The sequence below is a fragment of the Naumannella cuiyingiana genome (assembly GCF_013408305.1).
GTDB lineage: Bacteria > Actinomycetota > Actinomycetes > Propionibacteriales > Propionibacteriaceae > Naumannella > Naumannella cuiyingiana.
This window is the reverse complement of the sequence record NZ_JACBZS010000001.1, coordinates 3,365,509-3,380,144: the sequence shown is the minus strand read 5'-3', so window position 1 is coordinate 3,380,144 and position 14,636 is coordinate 3,365,509. Positions and strand designations below refer to the sequence as shown.

Annotated in this window: 14 protein-coding genes; 11 read left to right on the top strand and 3 right to left on the bottom strand. The window is 70.9% G+C overall.

From position 1 onward, the window contains the following. The first annotated feature begins 20 nt into the window (after window positions 1–20). Window positions 21–632, top strand: a complete 612-nt coding sequence (locus GGQ54_RS15880; RefSeq protein WP_179446237.1) for a DUF3000 family protein — start codon at window positions 21–23, stop codon at window positions 630–632. Continuing rightward, window positions 629–1,987 carry an HRDC domain-containing protein gene (locus tag GGQ54_RS15875; RefSeq protein ID WP_179446236.1) on the top strand — a complete coding sequence of 453 codons (1,359 nt, stop codon included), beginning with the start codon at window positions 629–631 and terminating at the stop codon, window positions 1,985–1,987. The genes GGQ54_RS15880 and GGQ54_RS15875 overlap by 4 nt, the downstream gene beginning before the upstream one ends. Here the strand turns inward: GGQ54_RS15875 and GGQ54_RS15870 are convergent. Next, on the bottom strand, window positions 1,984–2,859 hold the full coding sequence (locus tag GGQ54_RS15870; RefSeq protein ID WP_179446235.1) for an MBL fold metallo-hydrolase: 876 nt from the start codon (window positions 2,857–2,859) through the stop codon (window positions 1,984–1,986). The two genes, GGQ54_RS15875 and GGQ54_RS15870, sit on opposite strands and share 4 nt — an antisense overlap. Before the next feature lie 47 nt (window positions 2,860–2,906). Between GGQ54_RS15870 and GGQ54_RS15865 the strand changes: the two genes are divergently transcribed. From GGQ54_RS15865 to GGQ54_RS15830, 9 genes are all read left to right on the top strand, one after another. Next, window positions 2,907–3,284 (top strand): helix-turn-helix domain-containing protein, encoded by a 378-nt coding sequence (locus GGQ54_RS15865; RefSeq protein WP_179446234.1) that lies wholly within the window; start codon window positions 2,907–2,909, stop codon window positions 3,282–3,284. 1 nt (window position 3,285) lies between these two features. Beyond that, window positions 3,286–3,807 carry a DUF1697 domain-containing protein gene (locus tag GGQ54_RS15860; RefSeq protein ID WP_179446233.1) on the top strand — a complete coding sequence of 174 codons (522 nt, stop codon included), beginning with the start codon at window positions 3,286–3,288 and terminating at the stop codon, window positions 3,805–3,807. 60 nt (window positions 3,808–3,867) lie between these two features. Further along, window positions 3,868–5,067 (top strand): thiolase family protein, encoded by a 1,200-nt coding sequence (locus tag GGQ54_RS15855; protein WP_179446232.1) that lies wholly within the window; start codon window positions 3,868–3,870, stop codon window positions 5,065–5,067. Further along, window positions 5,064–7,217: a 3-hydroxyacyl-CoA dehydrogenase NAD-binding domain-containing protein gene (locus tag GGQ54_RS15850; protein WP_343045996.1), complete on the top strand. Its 2,154-nt coding sequence runs from the start codon at window positions 5,064–5,066 to the stop codon at window positions 7,215–7,217. Before GGQ54_RS15855 ends, GGQ54_RS15850 begins: the two co-directional genes overlap by 4 nt. A gap of 114 nt (window positions 7,218–7,331) precedes the next feature. Beyond that, on the top strand, window positions 7,332–9,053 hold the full coding sequence (locus GGQ54_RS15845; RefSeq protein ID WP_179446231.1) for an ABC transporter substrate-binding protein: 1,722 nt from the start codon (window positions 7,332–7,334) through the stop codon (window positions 9,051–9,053). Between the two features lie 25 nt (window positions 9,054–9,078). Further along, window positions 9,079–10,053 carry an ABC transporter permease gene (locus GGQ54_RS15840; protein WP_179446230.1) on the top strand — a complete coding sequence of 325 codons (975 nt, stop codon included), beginning with the start codon at window positions 9,079–9,081 and terminating at the stop codon, window positions 10,051–10,053. Then, a complete protein-coding gene (locus GGQ54_RS15835) occupies window positions 10,050–11,009 on the top strand; it encodes an ABC transporter permease (protein WP_179446229.1) in 960 nt (319 codons plus the stop codon). The genes GGQ54_RS15840 and GGQ54_RS15835 overlap by 4 nt, the downstream gene beginning before the upstream one ends. After that, window positions 10,999–11,880, top strand: coding sequence for an ATP-binding cassette domain-containing protein (locus GGQ54_RS16765; protein WP_218843905.1), 882 nt, complete (start codon window positions 10,999–11,001; stop codon window positions 11,878–11,880). The genes GGQ54_RS15835 and GGQ54_RS16765 overlap by 11 nt, the downstream gene beginning before the upstream one ends. Beyond that, window positions 11,877–12,812 carry an ABC transporter ATP-binding protein gene (locus GGQ54_RS15830; protein WP_343045995.1) on the top strand — a complete coding sequence of 312 codons (936 nt, stop codon included), beginning with the start codon at window positions 11,877–11,879 and terminating at the stop codon, window positions 12,810–12,812. Before GGQ54_RS16765 ends, GGQ54_RS15830 begins: the two co-directional genes overlap by 4 nt. Here GGQ54_RS15830 and GGQ54_RS15825 read toward each other — a convergent pair. Both GGQ54_RS15825 and GGQ54_RS15820 read right to left on the bottom strand, forming a co-directional pair. Continuing rightward, window positions 12,805–13,362 carry a hypothetical protein gene (locus GGQ54_RS15825; protein WP_179446227.1) on the bottom strand — a complete coding sequence of 186 codons (558 nt, stop codon included), beginning with the start codon at window positions 13,360–13,362 and terminating at the stop codon, window positions 12,805–12,807. The genes GGQ54_RS15830 and GGQ54_RS15825 overlap by 8 nt on opposite strands. Then, complete coding sequence (locus GGQ54_RS15820; RefSeq protein ID WP_179446226.1) at window positions 13,359–14,480, bottom strand: cytochrome ubiquinol oxidase subunit I; 1,122 nt, start codon at window positions 14,478–14,480, stop codon at window positions 13,359–13,361. Before GGQ54_RS15820 ends, GGQ54_RS15825 begins: the two co-directional genes overlap by 4 nt. Window positions 14,481–14,636 lie beyond the last annotated feature (156 nt).

Below are 14,636 nucleotides of genomic sequence, written 5' to 3'. Positions count from 1 at the left end.
CCTTGCCTAGGCTGGGGCAGGTGGCGGCGATCAACGGCAGTGAGGTGACGCCCGCGGCATTCCAGCGGGCCTGTGCGGAGCTTGCCCGGGCGACCTGGCGCGCCGAGGTGCGCATCGAGGACATGCCGGCGCCGCAGCGGATCGCTCCGCACGCCGTGGCGATCAGCGCCGATGTGGTCCGGCCGGACGCACCCGGCGGCGAGGAGGCCGACATCGCCAACGGCCGGCTGATCCTGCTGCACGATCCCGCGGGCAACGGCGCCTGGGACGGCACCTTCCGGCTGGTCACCTTCGCCCGGGCCGAGATCGACGCCGAGATGGTCGCCGATCCCATGATCAATCCGGTCGGCTGGTCCTGGCTGACCGAGCCGCTGGAGAGCCGCGACGTGCGATTCACCAACCCCAGCGGCACCGTGACCAGCGTGTCGAGCCAGTCCTTCGGGCAGCTCGGCGACGAAGAATCCCGTGCCGAGATGGAGATTCGGGCGTCCTGGACGCCGCTGCTCGACGACGGCGCGGGGCTCGCGCCGCACCTGGCCGCCTGGCAGGACCTGCTGTGCACCATGGCGGGCCTGCCCCCACTGCCGGAGGGCGTCGTGATGATCACCGACCGCCGCCGCGGGGCGCGGTGAGCACGGCTCCGGACGCACCGGGCGCGTCGACCGCCGACGAGGCCCCCACCGCCGCCGCCGAGCCCGACAACCCGACCAAGCCCGACGACACGACCAAACCCGACGACCCGACCAAGCCCGACGACACGGCGGGCGAGGAAGCCCCGCAGCTCCCGCTGCTGGCCGAGCCGGCCGACGGCGTACCCGCCGTCGTCGACACCGACGCCGCGTTCGCCGCCATGCTGGAATCGCTGGCGGGCGGCACCGGGCCGGTGGCGGTCGACGCCGAACGCGCACAGGCCTACCGCTACTCCGCGCGCGCCTACCTGCTGCAACTGCGCCGGGCCGGCTCGGGCACCCATCTGGTCGACCCGTTGCCGTTCGCCGAACGGGACTGGGCGGGGCTCGGCGGCGTGATCGGCGACGCGGAATGGGTGATCCATGCCGCCTCCCAGGACACCCCGTCCCTGGCCGAGCTCGGACTGGTGCCGTCGCGGCTGTTCGACACCGAGCTCGCCGGCCGGCTGCTGGGCAAGCCGCGGGTCGGTCTCGGCGCGCTGATCGAGGAGACCTTCGGGCTGCGGCTGGCGAAGGAACACTCGATGGCCGACTGGTCGGCGCGCCCACTGCCGGAGGCATGGCTGAACTACGCGGCCCTCGACGTCGAGCTGTTGGTCGAACTGCGGGACCGGCTGACCGAACAGCTCGCCGCGGCCGGACGCACGGTCTGGGCCGAGCAGGAGTTCGCCCACCTCGCCGCGCGGGCGGCCGTGCCGGCCGAACCGCGCACCGATCCGTGGCGACGCACGGCCGGGATCCATCAGTTGCGCACGCCCGCGCAGCTCGCCGTGGTACGCGAACTCTGGCTGACCCGCGACGAACTGGCGCGCCGCTACGACAAGGCGCCCGGCAAGATCGTCGCCGACAAGGCCATCACCGAGCTGGCCGCCGATCGCCGCCCCGGGCGCGCGGCGCTGCGCGGCGTCGACGGCTTCAAGCGCAGGATGGCCCGCCGGTTCGAGACGAACTGGTTGCAGGCGATCGAGCGTGCGCTGGCGCTGCCCCCCGCCGAGCGACCGCCCGTGAGGGTGAAGAGCGATGCGTTGCCGCCGCCGCGCAGTTGGGCCCGCAGCCGCCCGGAGGCCTATACCCGTTGGCTGGCCGCCCGCGACGCGATCAATGCGCTGGCCGGCGATCTCGGCGTGCCGGCCGAGAACCTGATCACTCCCGCACACTGGCGCCGGGTCGCCTGGGCCCCGCCGGAACCGGCCGACGCCACCACCATTGCCGCCCAACTGGAACAGCTCGGCGCGCGACCCTGGCAGCGCGTCCTGGTTGCACCGGCGCTCGCCGCGGCCTTCCAGCCCGCCACCTAGAGGCCGGTACGCCAGGCAGCGGCGCGCTGGTGGTCATGCGCGGGCACGACGGGCAACTGCTCCTGGAGCACGTGCAGGCGATGCAGGGCACGCCAGGTCAGCTCGCGGTCTTCGTCGGCCAGGCACCCGGGATAGCCCGACCTCTGCCGCAGCTCGTCGATCTGCAGCCCGTGCCAGGCGGTGTCGCCGACCAGCAGCACCGGTCCCCCGTCGGTCGCCAGCAGGACGCCCACGCTGCCCGGGGTGTGCCCGGCCAGATCGACCAGGCGTACCGTCCCATCGCCGAACAGGTCGTGGCTGCGGTCGAAGGTGAGGATCGGCGGGCCGTCGAGGGAGAACTCGAGCAGTTCCCGCCCGGCCAGCCCCCGGCGTACCCCACCGACGGGCGCCCGCTCACCCTCGGCGGCCCACGCGATCTCGTCCGCGTGCATCACTGCCGGCAGGCCCGGCAGGTCGAGGAGGCCCGACACATGGTCCCAGTGCGCGTGCGTGCTGTGCGCCAGGTCCGGGTCGATACCGGCCTCGCGCAGCGCGTCCATGGTGGGCAGCAGGTCACTGGGCGGTTGCACCGCACGCCGCAACATGGGTTGAAGCTCGCGCATCACCTGACGATTCACCTCCCGCGGGAACGCCGGGTCGAGCAGGATGGTCGCCTCCCGATGATGGATGACGAACGACTGCAGACTGAGCTGGTCGGCGCCGGCCAGCCGCTCGAACGTCAGCCTGCTCGGTACCGGCCGCGGACGCTGCCGCAGGGTCTGCAGCCGCACGGTGCCGCGGGCCGGCGGCAGCGGTCGATCGGCGAGGGCCGCGTAACGCGCGAGCAGACGGCGATCGCCGCGGCGCGGTGCGACCATCGAGCGTACGTACATGCGCGAGACGCTAGGACTTCAGGTCGACCTGAAGGCAAGCTTGCCCTATGCGCATCTCCGCCGCGGCCGACCTGGTCGGCGTACCGACACATGTCCTTCGACACTGGGAGGACGAGGGCGTCCTGGCACCCTCCAGATCCGGCACCAACCAGCGCGAGTTCAGCACCCAACAGGTCGACGCAGCGCGTATCGTGCATCGCCTGCGCGAGGCCGGGGTCGGGATTGCGCAGATCCGGGAACTCCTGCCCGCGCAGCGATCCCGCCGATCCGAGCTGCTGTCCGCCGAGGCGGACCGGCTGGACCGAAGCGCCATCCGGTCGGCCGCCGCAGCGAGGTTCCTGCGCCACGTCGGCCGGTGCCGCCACCCGGTGATCGAGGACTGTCCCGAGTGCCGCAGCTACGCGACGTTCGAGCGGACCGGCTGAGATGGCCGGACGCACCTACGCGGCGCTGCTCCGCGGCGTCAGCCCGATGAATGCGCCGTCCGCCGCGCTGCGCGAGGCCTTCGCGGCGGCAGGCTTCGCCGACGTGCGCACGGTGATCGCCAGCGGCAATGTCGTCTTCACCGCCGGCACGCGACTGTCGCCGGCGACCATTCGCCGCCGGGCGGAGGACGCGCTGGAGGAGCGGCTGGGCCGCCGGTTCCTGACCATCCTGCGCCCGATCGAGGCACTCCGCGGGCTGCTCGCCGCCGACCCGTGGCAACAGTGGCCGGTGCCGGACGGCGCGAAGCGGGTGGTCACCTTCTTCCTCGCGGAGCCGGAGACGGTGCCCGAGCTCCCGCTGGCCCGCGCCGGCGCCACGCTGTACGCCGTGCGCGGCGCCGAGGCGTACTGCGCCTACGTGCCGAGCGCGCGGGGCGGGGAATTCATGGGCGTCATCGAGCGGACATTCGGCAAGGACATCACCACGCGGACCTGGGACACCGTTCGCCGCATCGCACGCTGACTCCGGCGGATCGCCGGCACCGCTTCCACTCGGAAGTTACCAGCAGGTAATGTTGCCCGCATGCCACGTGAATCCCGCGATGTCGTCTTCGTCGACGGCGTGCGCACCCCCTTCGGCAAGGCCGGCTCCCTGTACGCCGAGACCCGTGCCGACGACCTGGTGGTGGACTGCGTACGCGAACTGCTCCGCCGCCACCCCGAGCTACCCCCCGAACGGGTCGACGATGTCGCGATCGCCGCGACCACGCAGACCGGCGACCAGGGTCTGACCATCGGCCGCACGGTCGCGCTGTTGTCCGGACTGCCGCGGTCGGTCCCCGGTTACGCCATCGACCGGATGTGCGCGGGCGCGATGACCGCCGTCACCACCACCGCGGCCGGGATCGCGTTCGGCGCCTACGACGTCACGATCGCCGGCGGCGTGGAGCACATGGGCCACCACCCGATGGGCGAGGGCGTCGACCCGAACCCACGCTTCCTCGCCGAGCAGCTCGTCGATCCCGAGGCGTTGATCATGGGCAACACCGCCGAGAATCTCCATGATCGTTTTCCCGAGATCACCAAGGAGCGGGCGGACGCGTTCGCCGTCGCCTCGCAGCAACGGGTCGCGCAGGCGTACGCCGACGGGGTGATCCAGCCGATGCTGGTGCCCGTCGCCGCGCGCAGCAGCGAGCTGGGCTGGGGGCTGGCGACCGCCGACGAGCCGCCCCGCCCCGACACCACCCTCGAGGGACTGTCCGGGCTGAAGACGCCGTTCCGCCCCCACGGACGGGTCACGCCGGGCAATGCCGCGGGCCTGAACGACGGCGCGACCGCCTGCCTGCTCGCCTCCGCCGATGCGGCACAAGAGCTCGGTCTGCCGGTCGCCATGCGGCTGGTGGGGTACGCCTTCGCGGGCGTCGACCCGGAGGTGATGGGTGTCGGGCCCGTGCCGTCGACCGAGAAGGCGCTCGCCCGGACCGGCCTGAGCATCGACGACATCGGCGCGTTCGAGATCAACGAGGCCTTCGCCGTGCAGGTGCTGGCCTTCCTCGATCACTTCGGCATCGCCGACGACGATCCCCGGGTGAACCCCTACGGCGGTGCCATCGCCCTGGGCCACCCGCTCGCCAGCTCGGGCGTACGGCTGATGATCCACCTGGCGAAGACGTTCGCCGACCGTCCCGACATCCGCTACGGCATCACCACCATGTGCGTCGGCCTCGGCATGGGCGGCACCGTGATCTGGGAGAACCCGCACTTCACCGGAGGCGACAAGTGAGCGAGAGCACCGTGACCGACGAGATCCTGTCCGGGCCGGCGCTGGACGACGCGCTTGCCCTGGCCGCCGAGCAGACCACCGACGAGGTCGTCACGCACGCCCTCAGTCGCGACGTCGCCCTGCCGGGTGGCGCCGGCACCCTGGTGTTGATCACCCTCGACAACGGGTTGGACCACAACCGGCCGAACACCTTCGGCCCGGCCGGCCTGACCGAGCTGAACGCCGCCATCGACGCCGCCGCCGCGCGCACCGACATCGTCGGCATCGCCGTCACCGGCAAGCCGTTCATCCTGGCCGCCGGCGCCGACCTCTCCCAGGTCGGAAAGATCACCGACCGCGAGCAGGCGAAGCTCGTCGCCCGGATCGGGCACGGCGTGTTCGACAAGCTGCACGCGGTGGAGGTCCCGACGTTCTGCCTGATCAACGGGCTCGCCCTCGGTGGCGGCCTGGAGATCGCGCTGCACTGCGACTACCGGACGATCAACGCGGCCGCTCCGGCACTGGGTCTGCCCGAGTGCTTCCTCGGCCTGCTGCCCGGCTGGGGTGGGCTGTGGCTTCTCCCGCACCTGATCGGCGCGCCGGGCGCCACCAAGGTGATCATCGAGAATGCGCTGAGCCAGAACCGGATGTTGAAGGCGCCGCAGGCCCACCAGCTCGGCATCGCCGACGCGATGTTCGAGGGCGCGGACTTCCTGGAGCGTTCGCTGGACTGGGTTGCCCGGGTGATCACCGGCGAGGTGACCGTGCAGCGGCGCGCCGTGGACACCGGCCAGGAGTGGTCCGACGCGGTCGCGAAGGCGCGGGAGTTCGCCGACTCCAAGGTCGGCGGCGTGGCGCCCGCCCCCTACCGCGCGCTGGACATCCTGGCGGCCAACGCGACCCGGGATCGGGCCGCCGGGTTCGCCGCCGAGGACGACGGGCTGGCCGATCTGATCATGGGCGACGAGCTGCGCGCGGGGCTGTACGCCTTCGATCTCGTCCAGAAGCGCGCCAAGCGCCCCGCCGGGGCCCCGGACAAGGCGCTGGCCCGCAAGATCACCAAGGTCGGCATCGTCGGAGCCGGGCTGATGGCGAGCCAGTTGGCGATGTTGTTCGCGCGGCGGCTCGGCGTACCCGTCGTGATGTCCGATCTCGACCAGCAGCGGGTGGACAAGGGCATCGGCTATGTGCACGGCGAGATCGACAAGCTGCACGCCAAGGGCCGCCTGAACCCGGACAAGGTCAACCGTTACAAGGCGTTGATCTCCGGCACCACCGACACGGGCGATTTCGCCGACTGCGACTTCGTGATCGAGGCGGTCTTCGAAGAGCTCGGGCTGAAGCAGCAGATCTTCGCCGACCTGGAGAAGATCGTCTCCGCCGAATGCGTGCTGGCCACCAACACCTCCTCGCTGTCGATCACCGAGATGGCGTCTGGCCTGGGCCATCCCGAGCGGGTCGTCGGCTTCCACTTCTTCAATCCGGTCGCGATCTTGCCGCTGCTGGAGATCATCCGCGGGCGCGACACCGACGACGCGACGCTGGCCACCGCCTTCGCCGTGGCCAAGCAGTTGAAGAAGAACGCCGTCCTGGTTGCCGACGCGCCGGCGTTCGTCGTCAACCGGGTGCTCACCCGGATGCTGTCGGAGATCACCGCGACCCTGGACGAGGGCACCGACTTCGAGGTCGCCGACCGCGCGCTCGCGCCGCTCGGCCTGCCAATGTCGCCGTTCGTGCTGCTGCAACTGGTCGGCCCGGCCGTTGCGCTGCACGTCAACGAGACCCTGAACGCGGCATTCGGCGATCGGTTCCCGGTCTCGCAGAATCTCCGCCGACTCGTCGAGGCCAAGCGGTCCGGCATCTACGACTACGACGACCAGGGCCGGCCCTTCGTCTCCGACGAGACGCGCGCCCTGTTCACGGTCGGCGACCAGCCGAGCACGGAGGAGCAGGTCCGCACGCGGGTCGAGGACGCGCTGGCCGACGAGATCAGACGAATGCTGGACGAGGAGGTCGTCGCGGACGCCCGCGACATCGACCTGTGCCTGATCCTCGGCGCGGGCTATCCCTTCCACCTGGGCGGGATCACGCCGTACCTGGACCGCTCCGGGGCGGCCGAGCGCGCGACCGGGCGGCGGTTCGCCGAGCCCGGGGTGGCCTCCCTCGCCTGAGGCGGCGGACGGCGTCCATGATCCGGACGCCGTCCGCGGCCGGACGCGGGAGTCCTACGTTTCCAACTGGCTCAGTGGCGCACTGGGTGCCGGACGTCCCAGGAGTCGGAACAGATGAGAACGAAGCAGGGTCTGGTCGTCGTCGTCGCCGCGGCGCTCGCACTGGCGCTCCCGCTCGGCGCCTGCGCGGCCACGGCGGAGGACAGCCCGACGGCTCCGCAGGCGGATCTGACCACCCTGCGGGACGAGGTGATCCCGGCCACCGATCCGGGCCGCAGCCCCGCCAACGCGAACCGCCGCACCGACACGTTCGTCTCGATGATCCTCAAGCCCGGCGGGGTCTTCCTGCCCGGCTTCTACGAGAACGGCTGGGACGGCAACGCGATCGTGCCGATCTTCGCCTCCCTCGTCGTGCGCGACGAGTCCGGTCAGCCCAAGCCCGACCTGGCGGAATCCTGGGAGATCTCGCCGGACAACCTCACCTACACCTACCACCTGCGGGACGGGCTGACGTTCAGCGACGGCTCGCCGCTGACCGCCGATGACGTCGCGTTCACCCTGACGCTGCTCAACGACCCCGCGTACTCCGGCTACATCGACTTCTCCGACATCGTGATCGCCGGCACGGACGAGTTCCGCAACGGCGACGCTCCCGGCCTGTCCGGGATCACGGTCATCGACCCGCGCACGATCACGATCACCACCGAAAGGCCCAATCCGCTCGCCCTGACCATCCTCGGCGGTCCGGTGATCTCGAAGGCCCATTACGGCAAGGGGTACGCCAAGGGCAAGCTCGACTACCTGCGCGACCTGTACGCCAAGCCGCTCGGCGCCGGGCCCTACCAGCTCGACCGGTTCGTCGAGGGCCAGGAGGTCCGGTACACGGCCAACCCGCACTACTACGGCGGCCAGCCCCCGATCGCGCACCTGATCTACAAGGTGTTGCCCAGCACCGACGCGGCGCTGCAGAACTTCCAGAACGGCGACATCGACCAGGGCGGGTTCGGCAGCGATCCGGCGGTCATCGACGAGCTGAAGGAGCTCGGCTACGCCACGATCAACACCAGGGTGATCCCCGACATCGGCCAGATCTGGGTGAACAACTCGAACCCGGCGCTCGCCCCGACGCAGGCCCGCCAGGCGCTCAACTACGGCCTCGACCGGCAACAGATCGTCGACGCCAGGTTCAAGGGGCTCGGCCAGGTGGCCGACACCTACGCGGCGCCGCCGCTGTGGTCGTACACGACCGAGGGTGTGACCCGCTACGACTTCGACCCGGACCGGGCCGGACAGTTGCTGGACGAGCTGGGCTGGGTCCGGGGCGCGGACGGGATCCGGGAGAAGGACGGCAAGAAGCTGACGCTGTCCTACATCACCACCAAGCCGGACGATCCGGTGATCCCGATCGGCGAACAGAACTACACCGCGCTCGGCATCGATTTCGTCCCCGAGGTGCTCGACTCCAACACGGCGTTCGCGCGCTTCAACTCGGGCGACTACGACCTGGCCGGGTTCCGCACGGAGGGGCTCGCCGACCCGGACGATGCCGTGCGCGAGTTCGGCACCAACGACCCGAACATCAACCTTTCCCGCTACCGCAATCCCGAGGTCACGCGGCTGGTCGCCGCGGGGGTCGGCACCTTCGACGAGGCCGAGCGCAAGAAGATCTATGCCGAGCTCTACCAGCGCCTCAGCGAGGACCCGCCGACCATCCTGCTCGACTACCGCAAGTCGATCTCGGCGTACAACGCCCGGGTGGAGGGCGCTGACGCCTTCCGGACCGGCGGCGAGGACGCGGCGCAGGCGCTCGCCAAGTTGAAGATCAGGTCGAGCTGAGCGCGCCCGGCCCGACCGCTCGGCGATGATCGGCTACCTGACCAGGCGCCTCGCCACGATGCTGGCGCTGCTGTTCGGCGTGTCCGTGCTGGTGTTCTGGCTGTTCGCGCTGATGCCGGGCGATCACTTCTCCGGCAACCGATCGCTCACCCCGCAGCGGGTCGCGGAGCTGCGGGCGCTCTACGGGCTCGACCAGCCGGTCGTCGTGCGCTACGGCATCTGGCTGCGCAACCTGTTCCGCGGCGACCTCGGCTACTCCCTGGAGTACAACCGGCCGGTCGCCGAGGTGCTCGCGCCGCTGCTGTGGAACTCGTTCCTGGTGGCCTTCGCTGCGTTCGTGCTCACCTGGCTGATCGCGCTGGTCACCGGCGTGCTCGCGGCGACCCGGCAGTACTCGTGGTTCGACCGGCTGGTCACCGTCGCGCTGTTCGCCTCGCTGTCGGTGCCGTCGTTCTTCCTCGGGCTGATGATGATCAAGATCTTGGCCATCGACCTGCAACTGTTCCCGGCCGGCGGGATGCTGGACACCGGCAGTCTGACCAGCGGGCCCGCGCGGGTCGTCGAGATCGTGCACCACCTGGCGCTGCCCGTCGCGATCCTGACCTTCCTCGGCGCGGGGTCGCTGACCCGCTACTTCCGCTCCGGCATGCTCGAGGTGCTGCGTGCCGACTTCATCCGCACCGCCCGGGCGAAGGGTCTCGGCGAGCGGGCCGTGGTGTTCTCCCACGCCCTGCGCAATGCGCTGCTGCCGGCCATCACCCTGCTGGCCTTCGAGCTGCCCGCCCTGTTCTCCGGGGCGATCATCACCGAACAGATCTTCAACTGGCCCGGCGTCGGCCGGCTGCAGATCGAGTCGGTGCAGACCCGCGACTACGACGTGCTGATGACGCTCACCATGCTGCTCGCGCTGCTCACGGTCGTGGGCAGCTTCCTCGCCGACGTGTTGTACGCCGTGGCCGACCCGCGGATCCGGCTCGTGGCAAAGGTGCGGCACGGATGACCGAACAGCACCTGCCCCTGCTCGCCACCGCGCCGGCCCCCGCCGGCGCTCGCCCGCCGCGGCCGGTCCGCTCACGTTCGCTGTGGTCGCAGGCCATCGGGCGATTGCTGCGGACCCCCGTCGCCGTCGTCGCGCTCGCCGTCCTGGTTCTGATGTTGTTGTTCTGCTTCGTCGGGCCGCTGATCTCTCCCTACACCGGCGACGAGATCAATCTGCGGATCGCCGAGCACGTCCCCACGATGGACCACTGGCTGGGCACCGACGACTACGGCCGCGATGTCGCCACCAGGCTGATGCTCGCGGGGCGGATCTCGCTGACCATCGGCCTGGCGTCCATGCTGCTCTCGCTGGTGCTCGGCGCGGTGCTGGGGATCGTGTCCGGCTATTTCCGCGGCGTGCTCGACCTGGTGTTGATGCGGCTCGCCGACCTGCTGATGGCCCTGCCCGGGCTGCCGCTGCTGATCGTGCTGGCCGCCTTGTTGTCGGAGTTCAAGGTCGCACCGGAGGCCCGGATCTACCTGGTGACCGTGCTGCTCAGCCTGATCGGCTGGCCGAGCATCGCCCGGCTGGTGCGGGGACAGGTGTTGTCGCTGCGCGAGGAGCCGTACCTGCGCGCCGCCGAGGTGCTCGGGCTGAGCACCCGCTCCAAGCTGTTCCATCACCTGCTGCCGAACGTATTGCCACTGCTGATCGTGGTCGCCACCCTCAGCGTCGCCTCCGGCATCCTGAGCGAGTCGGCGCTGAGCTTCCTCGGGCTCGGGGTGATGGCCCCGAGCGCCTCCTGGGGAAACATGATCACCGCGGCGAACAATCTGATCGACTTCCGGCAGCACTGGTGGCTGTGGGTGCCGCCCGGGATGGCGCTGTTGATCACGGTGGCGGCGATCAACGTGCTCGGCGACCGGTTGCGCGACGCGTTCGACCCGCGGAGCGGGGGTGGCTCGCGTGGCCGATGAGGAACCCCTGCTGACGGTGCGCGGGCTGCGAACGGAGTTCCCCGCGCCCGGCGGGACGCGCGCAGTCGTCGACGATGTCGGCTTCACCGTGCGCCGTGGCGAGGTGGTCGGCCTGGTCGGCGAGTCCGGCTCCGGCAAGAGCGTCACCGCGATGTCGCTGATGCGGCTGGTCGCCGAGCCGGGCCGGATCGCGGGCGGGAGCGTCCGCTTCGCCGACCGCGATGTGCTCGCGTTGCGGCGCAGCGGACTGCAACGCCTGCGCGGCGGCGACATCGGGATGATCTTCCAGGAGCCGATGCACTCGATGAATCCGGTGTTCACCATCGGCCGGCAGGTGATCGAGACGTTGCGCGCGCACGAATCGATCGGCCGCCGCGAGGCCTATGACCGGGCCGTCGAATGGCTCGATCGCGTCGGATTGGCGCGTCCCGACCGGCTGATGCGCAGCTACCCGCACGAGCTGTCCGGCGGGATGCTGCAGCGGGCGATGATCGCGATGGCACTGTGCTGTCGCCCGCGGCTGCTGATCGCCGACGAGCCGACGACCGCGCTGGACGTCACCATCCAGGCGCAGATCCTCGACCTGCTGCTCGACCTGCGCGACGAGACCGGGATGGCGATGCTGTTCATCACCCACGACCTCGGCGTCGTGGCCCAGGTCGCCGACTCGGTCCTGGTGATGTACGGCGGACGGATCGTGGAGCGCGGCGACGTGTTCTCGATCTTCGACGATCCGCAACACCCCTACACCGATGCCCTGCTGCGGACCAAGCCGGTGCTCGGCCAACGGCTGGACCGCCTGCCGACGATCTCCGAACAGGTACGCGAGGCGACGCTGCGCGGCCCGGCCGCCGAGGAGCCCGCGTCGTGACCGGCTCCGACGCCCCGCTGATCGAGGTCACCGACCTCGTCAAGCACTTCGGCGACCGCGGGTTCGGCCGCCGCCGCGACCAACTCGTCCGGGCGGTGGACGGGGTCAGCCTCACCGTCGCCGACGGGGAGCTGGTGGGGCTGGTCGGCGAATCCGGCAGCGGCAAGACCACCCTCGGCCAGACGGTGCTGCGGATGCACGAGCCGACCTCGGGCGCGGTGCGGTTCCGCGGGACCGACCTGTCCGGGCTGTCGCGCCGCGAGCTCACCCGGCTGCGGCCCCGGATGCAGTACATCTTCCAGGATCCGTTCAGCGCCCTGAATCCGCGGCTGCAGATCGCGGACGCGATCGGCGAACCGCTGCTGCGGCACGGCCGCGCCACCCGCGACGACGTGCGGGATCGGGTACGCGAGGTACTGGCGCTGTGCGAGATGGGCCCGGACAGCCTGGACCGCTTCCCGCACGAGTTCTCCGGCGGCCAGCGGCAGCGGATCGTGATCGCCCGCGCGATGGCGCTCGAACCGGAGTTCGTGGTCGCCGACGAGCCCGTCTCGGCGCTCGACGTGTCGATCCAGGCCCAGATCATCAACCTGTTCAGCGACCTGCGCGAACAGCGCGGCACCGCGTTCTTGTTCATCTCCCACGATCTCGGCGTGGTCGATCACCTGTGTACCCGGGTCGCGATCATGTACCGCGGCGTGATCGTCGAGTCCGGCACCCGCGACCAGTTGTTCGACGACCCGGCCCACCCCTACACCCGCGAACTGCTGGCCGCAGTGCCGACCCCGGATCCGCGGCGGCGCCGGCGCGGTGAGCGTCGCCCGCGCCGCGAGTGGGACCTGCCCGCCGCGCCCGGTGCGCCCACCTGGCGCGATGTCCCGCTCACCGACCTCGGCGACGGGCACCTCGTCGCGCTGCCCGAGCTCAGTTGATCCGCGCGTCGGCAGGCGGCCGGGCGCCCTCGGCCCACCGGAAGTAGGAGGCCGGCGGCAGCCGCACCAGCCCGACCTGGATCACCAGGCCCGCCACCAGCACCGGCAACAGGACGAACCCGAGCAGATCGCCGGGCGGGCCCGCGTCCGGCGGGCCGGTGCTCACGAGCGCGGCGACCAGCGCGACCCCGAGCACTGCCGCGCCGACGACCTGGGCCGACGCGCCGACCGCGATCAGCACCCGCGCCGGCAGCCCCGGCCCCAACCGGGGACCGGCCCACAGGAACAGGTCGCGCACCATCCAGCCCGCGATGTAGGCAACCGCTCCCCCGCCCGCGGCCTCCAGCAGCGGGTGGGCGAGATCGGGATGGACGCCGTTGACCATGCCGATCACGGCGATCACCCACGCCTCGGTGCCCAGGAAGATCGAGCCGAGGCGGGTCAGCCGGGCGGCGCCCCCCGCGGCGGGCGCGCTCAGGCAGACCAGGATCGTCCGCCCCTCGGCGAGCACCGCCAGCACCACGGCCGCGGCGACGACCACGCTCGTCATGATGCGACGACCGTCGTCGGATGACCGCGCAGGACCCGGCGGAAGACCAGCCACGCCACCGCCAGCGTGACCGCGGAGAGCACCGCGAAGACCGCCGCGAGGGTCAGCATGGCCGGCGTACCGATCGGACTGGCCGCCTCCTGCACGGTGACCCGCCCCACGATGAACCACGGCTGGCGGGACAGCTCGCGATAGATCCAGCCGATCAGCAGGATCGGCATCGGCACCCACAGCCCGATCCGCAACAGGGCCAGCCATCGTTTGCCGCGGAAGATCGCCCCGTTCAGGGTGAGTGGCCCCAGCACGAACCAGGTCAGCAACCAGATCGCCATCCCGGTCAGGATCATCACGCTGGCGAGCGCGTGCAGCCAGTCCGGCTCATCGGTCGGTACGCCCTCGGGGCGAGCCGCGTCGAACTGCGCGAACCCGGCGACGGCCAGCGGCGGACTGGCCAGCGCCGCGATCCCGACCCCGATCCGGATCAGTCGGCGACCGGGCACGCTCAGCGGGTCCGTTCGCAGCCAGTTCGCCCCGAAGGTCGCACACCAGAAGGCGCCGATGATCAACGAGCTGGCGGCGATGTGGATCAGTGGCCAGACCGTGGCCGGCCGGTCCACCAGTGCCCAGAAGGCGGCGGGCGTGAGCTGCGGCGTCGGGATCGGGTCGTGCAGATAGGAGTTCGCGGTGACGATGAAGATCATCGACGCGTACGCCGTGATCGTGATCCCCCAGAAGACGGCTGACTGCAGCCAGAGCGGGATGATCTTGCGCCCGGCCAGCCAGACGCCGAGCAGCGTGGACTCCAGGAAGAATGCGACGACCGTCTCCAGTGCGAGCAGGCCGGCGATCGGCCCGTACTCGTCGGTCCCCGGGCCGGTCCACAGCATCGCCATCTGCAGCTCCATCACCAGCCCGGCGACGATGCCGATGCCGTAGTTGGCCACATAGATCCGGGCGAGCAGGTCGATGATCGGCGTGGGCTGCCGACGGCCGCGGAGCGCGGAGAGCGTCGACAGCACCGCGATGATCGGGGTCAGGCCGAGGGTGGTGGCGACAAACAGGTAGTGCACCGATGCCGTGGTCGCGAACAGCAGTCGGGCGATGGTCAGCTCAGCCACGGGCGAGTGGGTCCGGGTTGCGCGTCATGACGTCCATCCTGCGCCCGGCAACACCGGCCACAACAGCGGACATGATCAACAGTTGCGCAGCCCGGAAGCGATGCCGGGCATTGATCCGGATCAACCCCGATTCGTTCCGCGGTCCGACCCGGCGGC

What these genes read in the sequence shown, in the direction of transcription:
- GGQ54_RS15835 (WP_179446229.1), top strand. Translation starts at nt 10,050, where the DNA reads ATGACCGAACAGCACCTGCCCCTGCTCGCCACCGCGCCGGCCCCCGCC.
- GGQ54_RS15855 (WP_179446232.1), top strand. Translation starts at nt 3,868, where the DNA reads ATGCCACGTGAATCCCGCGATGTCGTCTTCGTCGACGGCGTGCGCACC.
- GGQ54_RS15840 (WP_179446230.1), top strand. Translation starts at nt 9,079, where the DNA reads ATGATCGGCTACCTGACCAGGCGCCTCGCCACGATGCTGGCGCTGCTG.
- GGQ54_RS15860 (WP_179446233.1), top strand. Translation starts at nt 3,286, where the DNA reads ATGGCCGGACGCACCTACGCGGCGCTGCTCCGCGGCGTCAGCCCGATG.
- GGQ54_RS15865 (WP_179446234.1), top strand. Translation starts at nt 2,907, where the DNA reads ATGCGCATCTCCGCCGCGGCCGACCTGGTCGGCGTACCGACACATGTC.
- GGQ54_RS15825 (WP_179446227.1), bottom strand. Translation starts at nt 13,362, where the DNA reads ATGACGAGCGTGGTCGTCGCCGCGGCCGTGGTGCTGGCGGTGCTCGCC.
- GGQ54_RS15845 (WP_179446231.1), top strand. Translation starts at nt 7,332, where the DNA reads ATGAGAACGAAGCAGGGTCTGGTCGTCGTCGTCGCCGCGGCGCTCGCA.
- GGQ54_RS15870 (WP_179446235.1), bottom strand. Translation starts at nt 2,859, where the DNA reads ATGTACGTACGCTCGATGGTCGCACCGCGCCGCGGCGATCGCCGTCTG.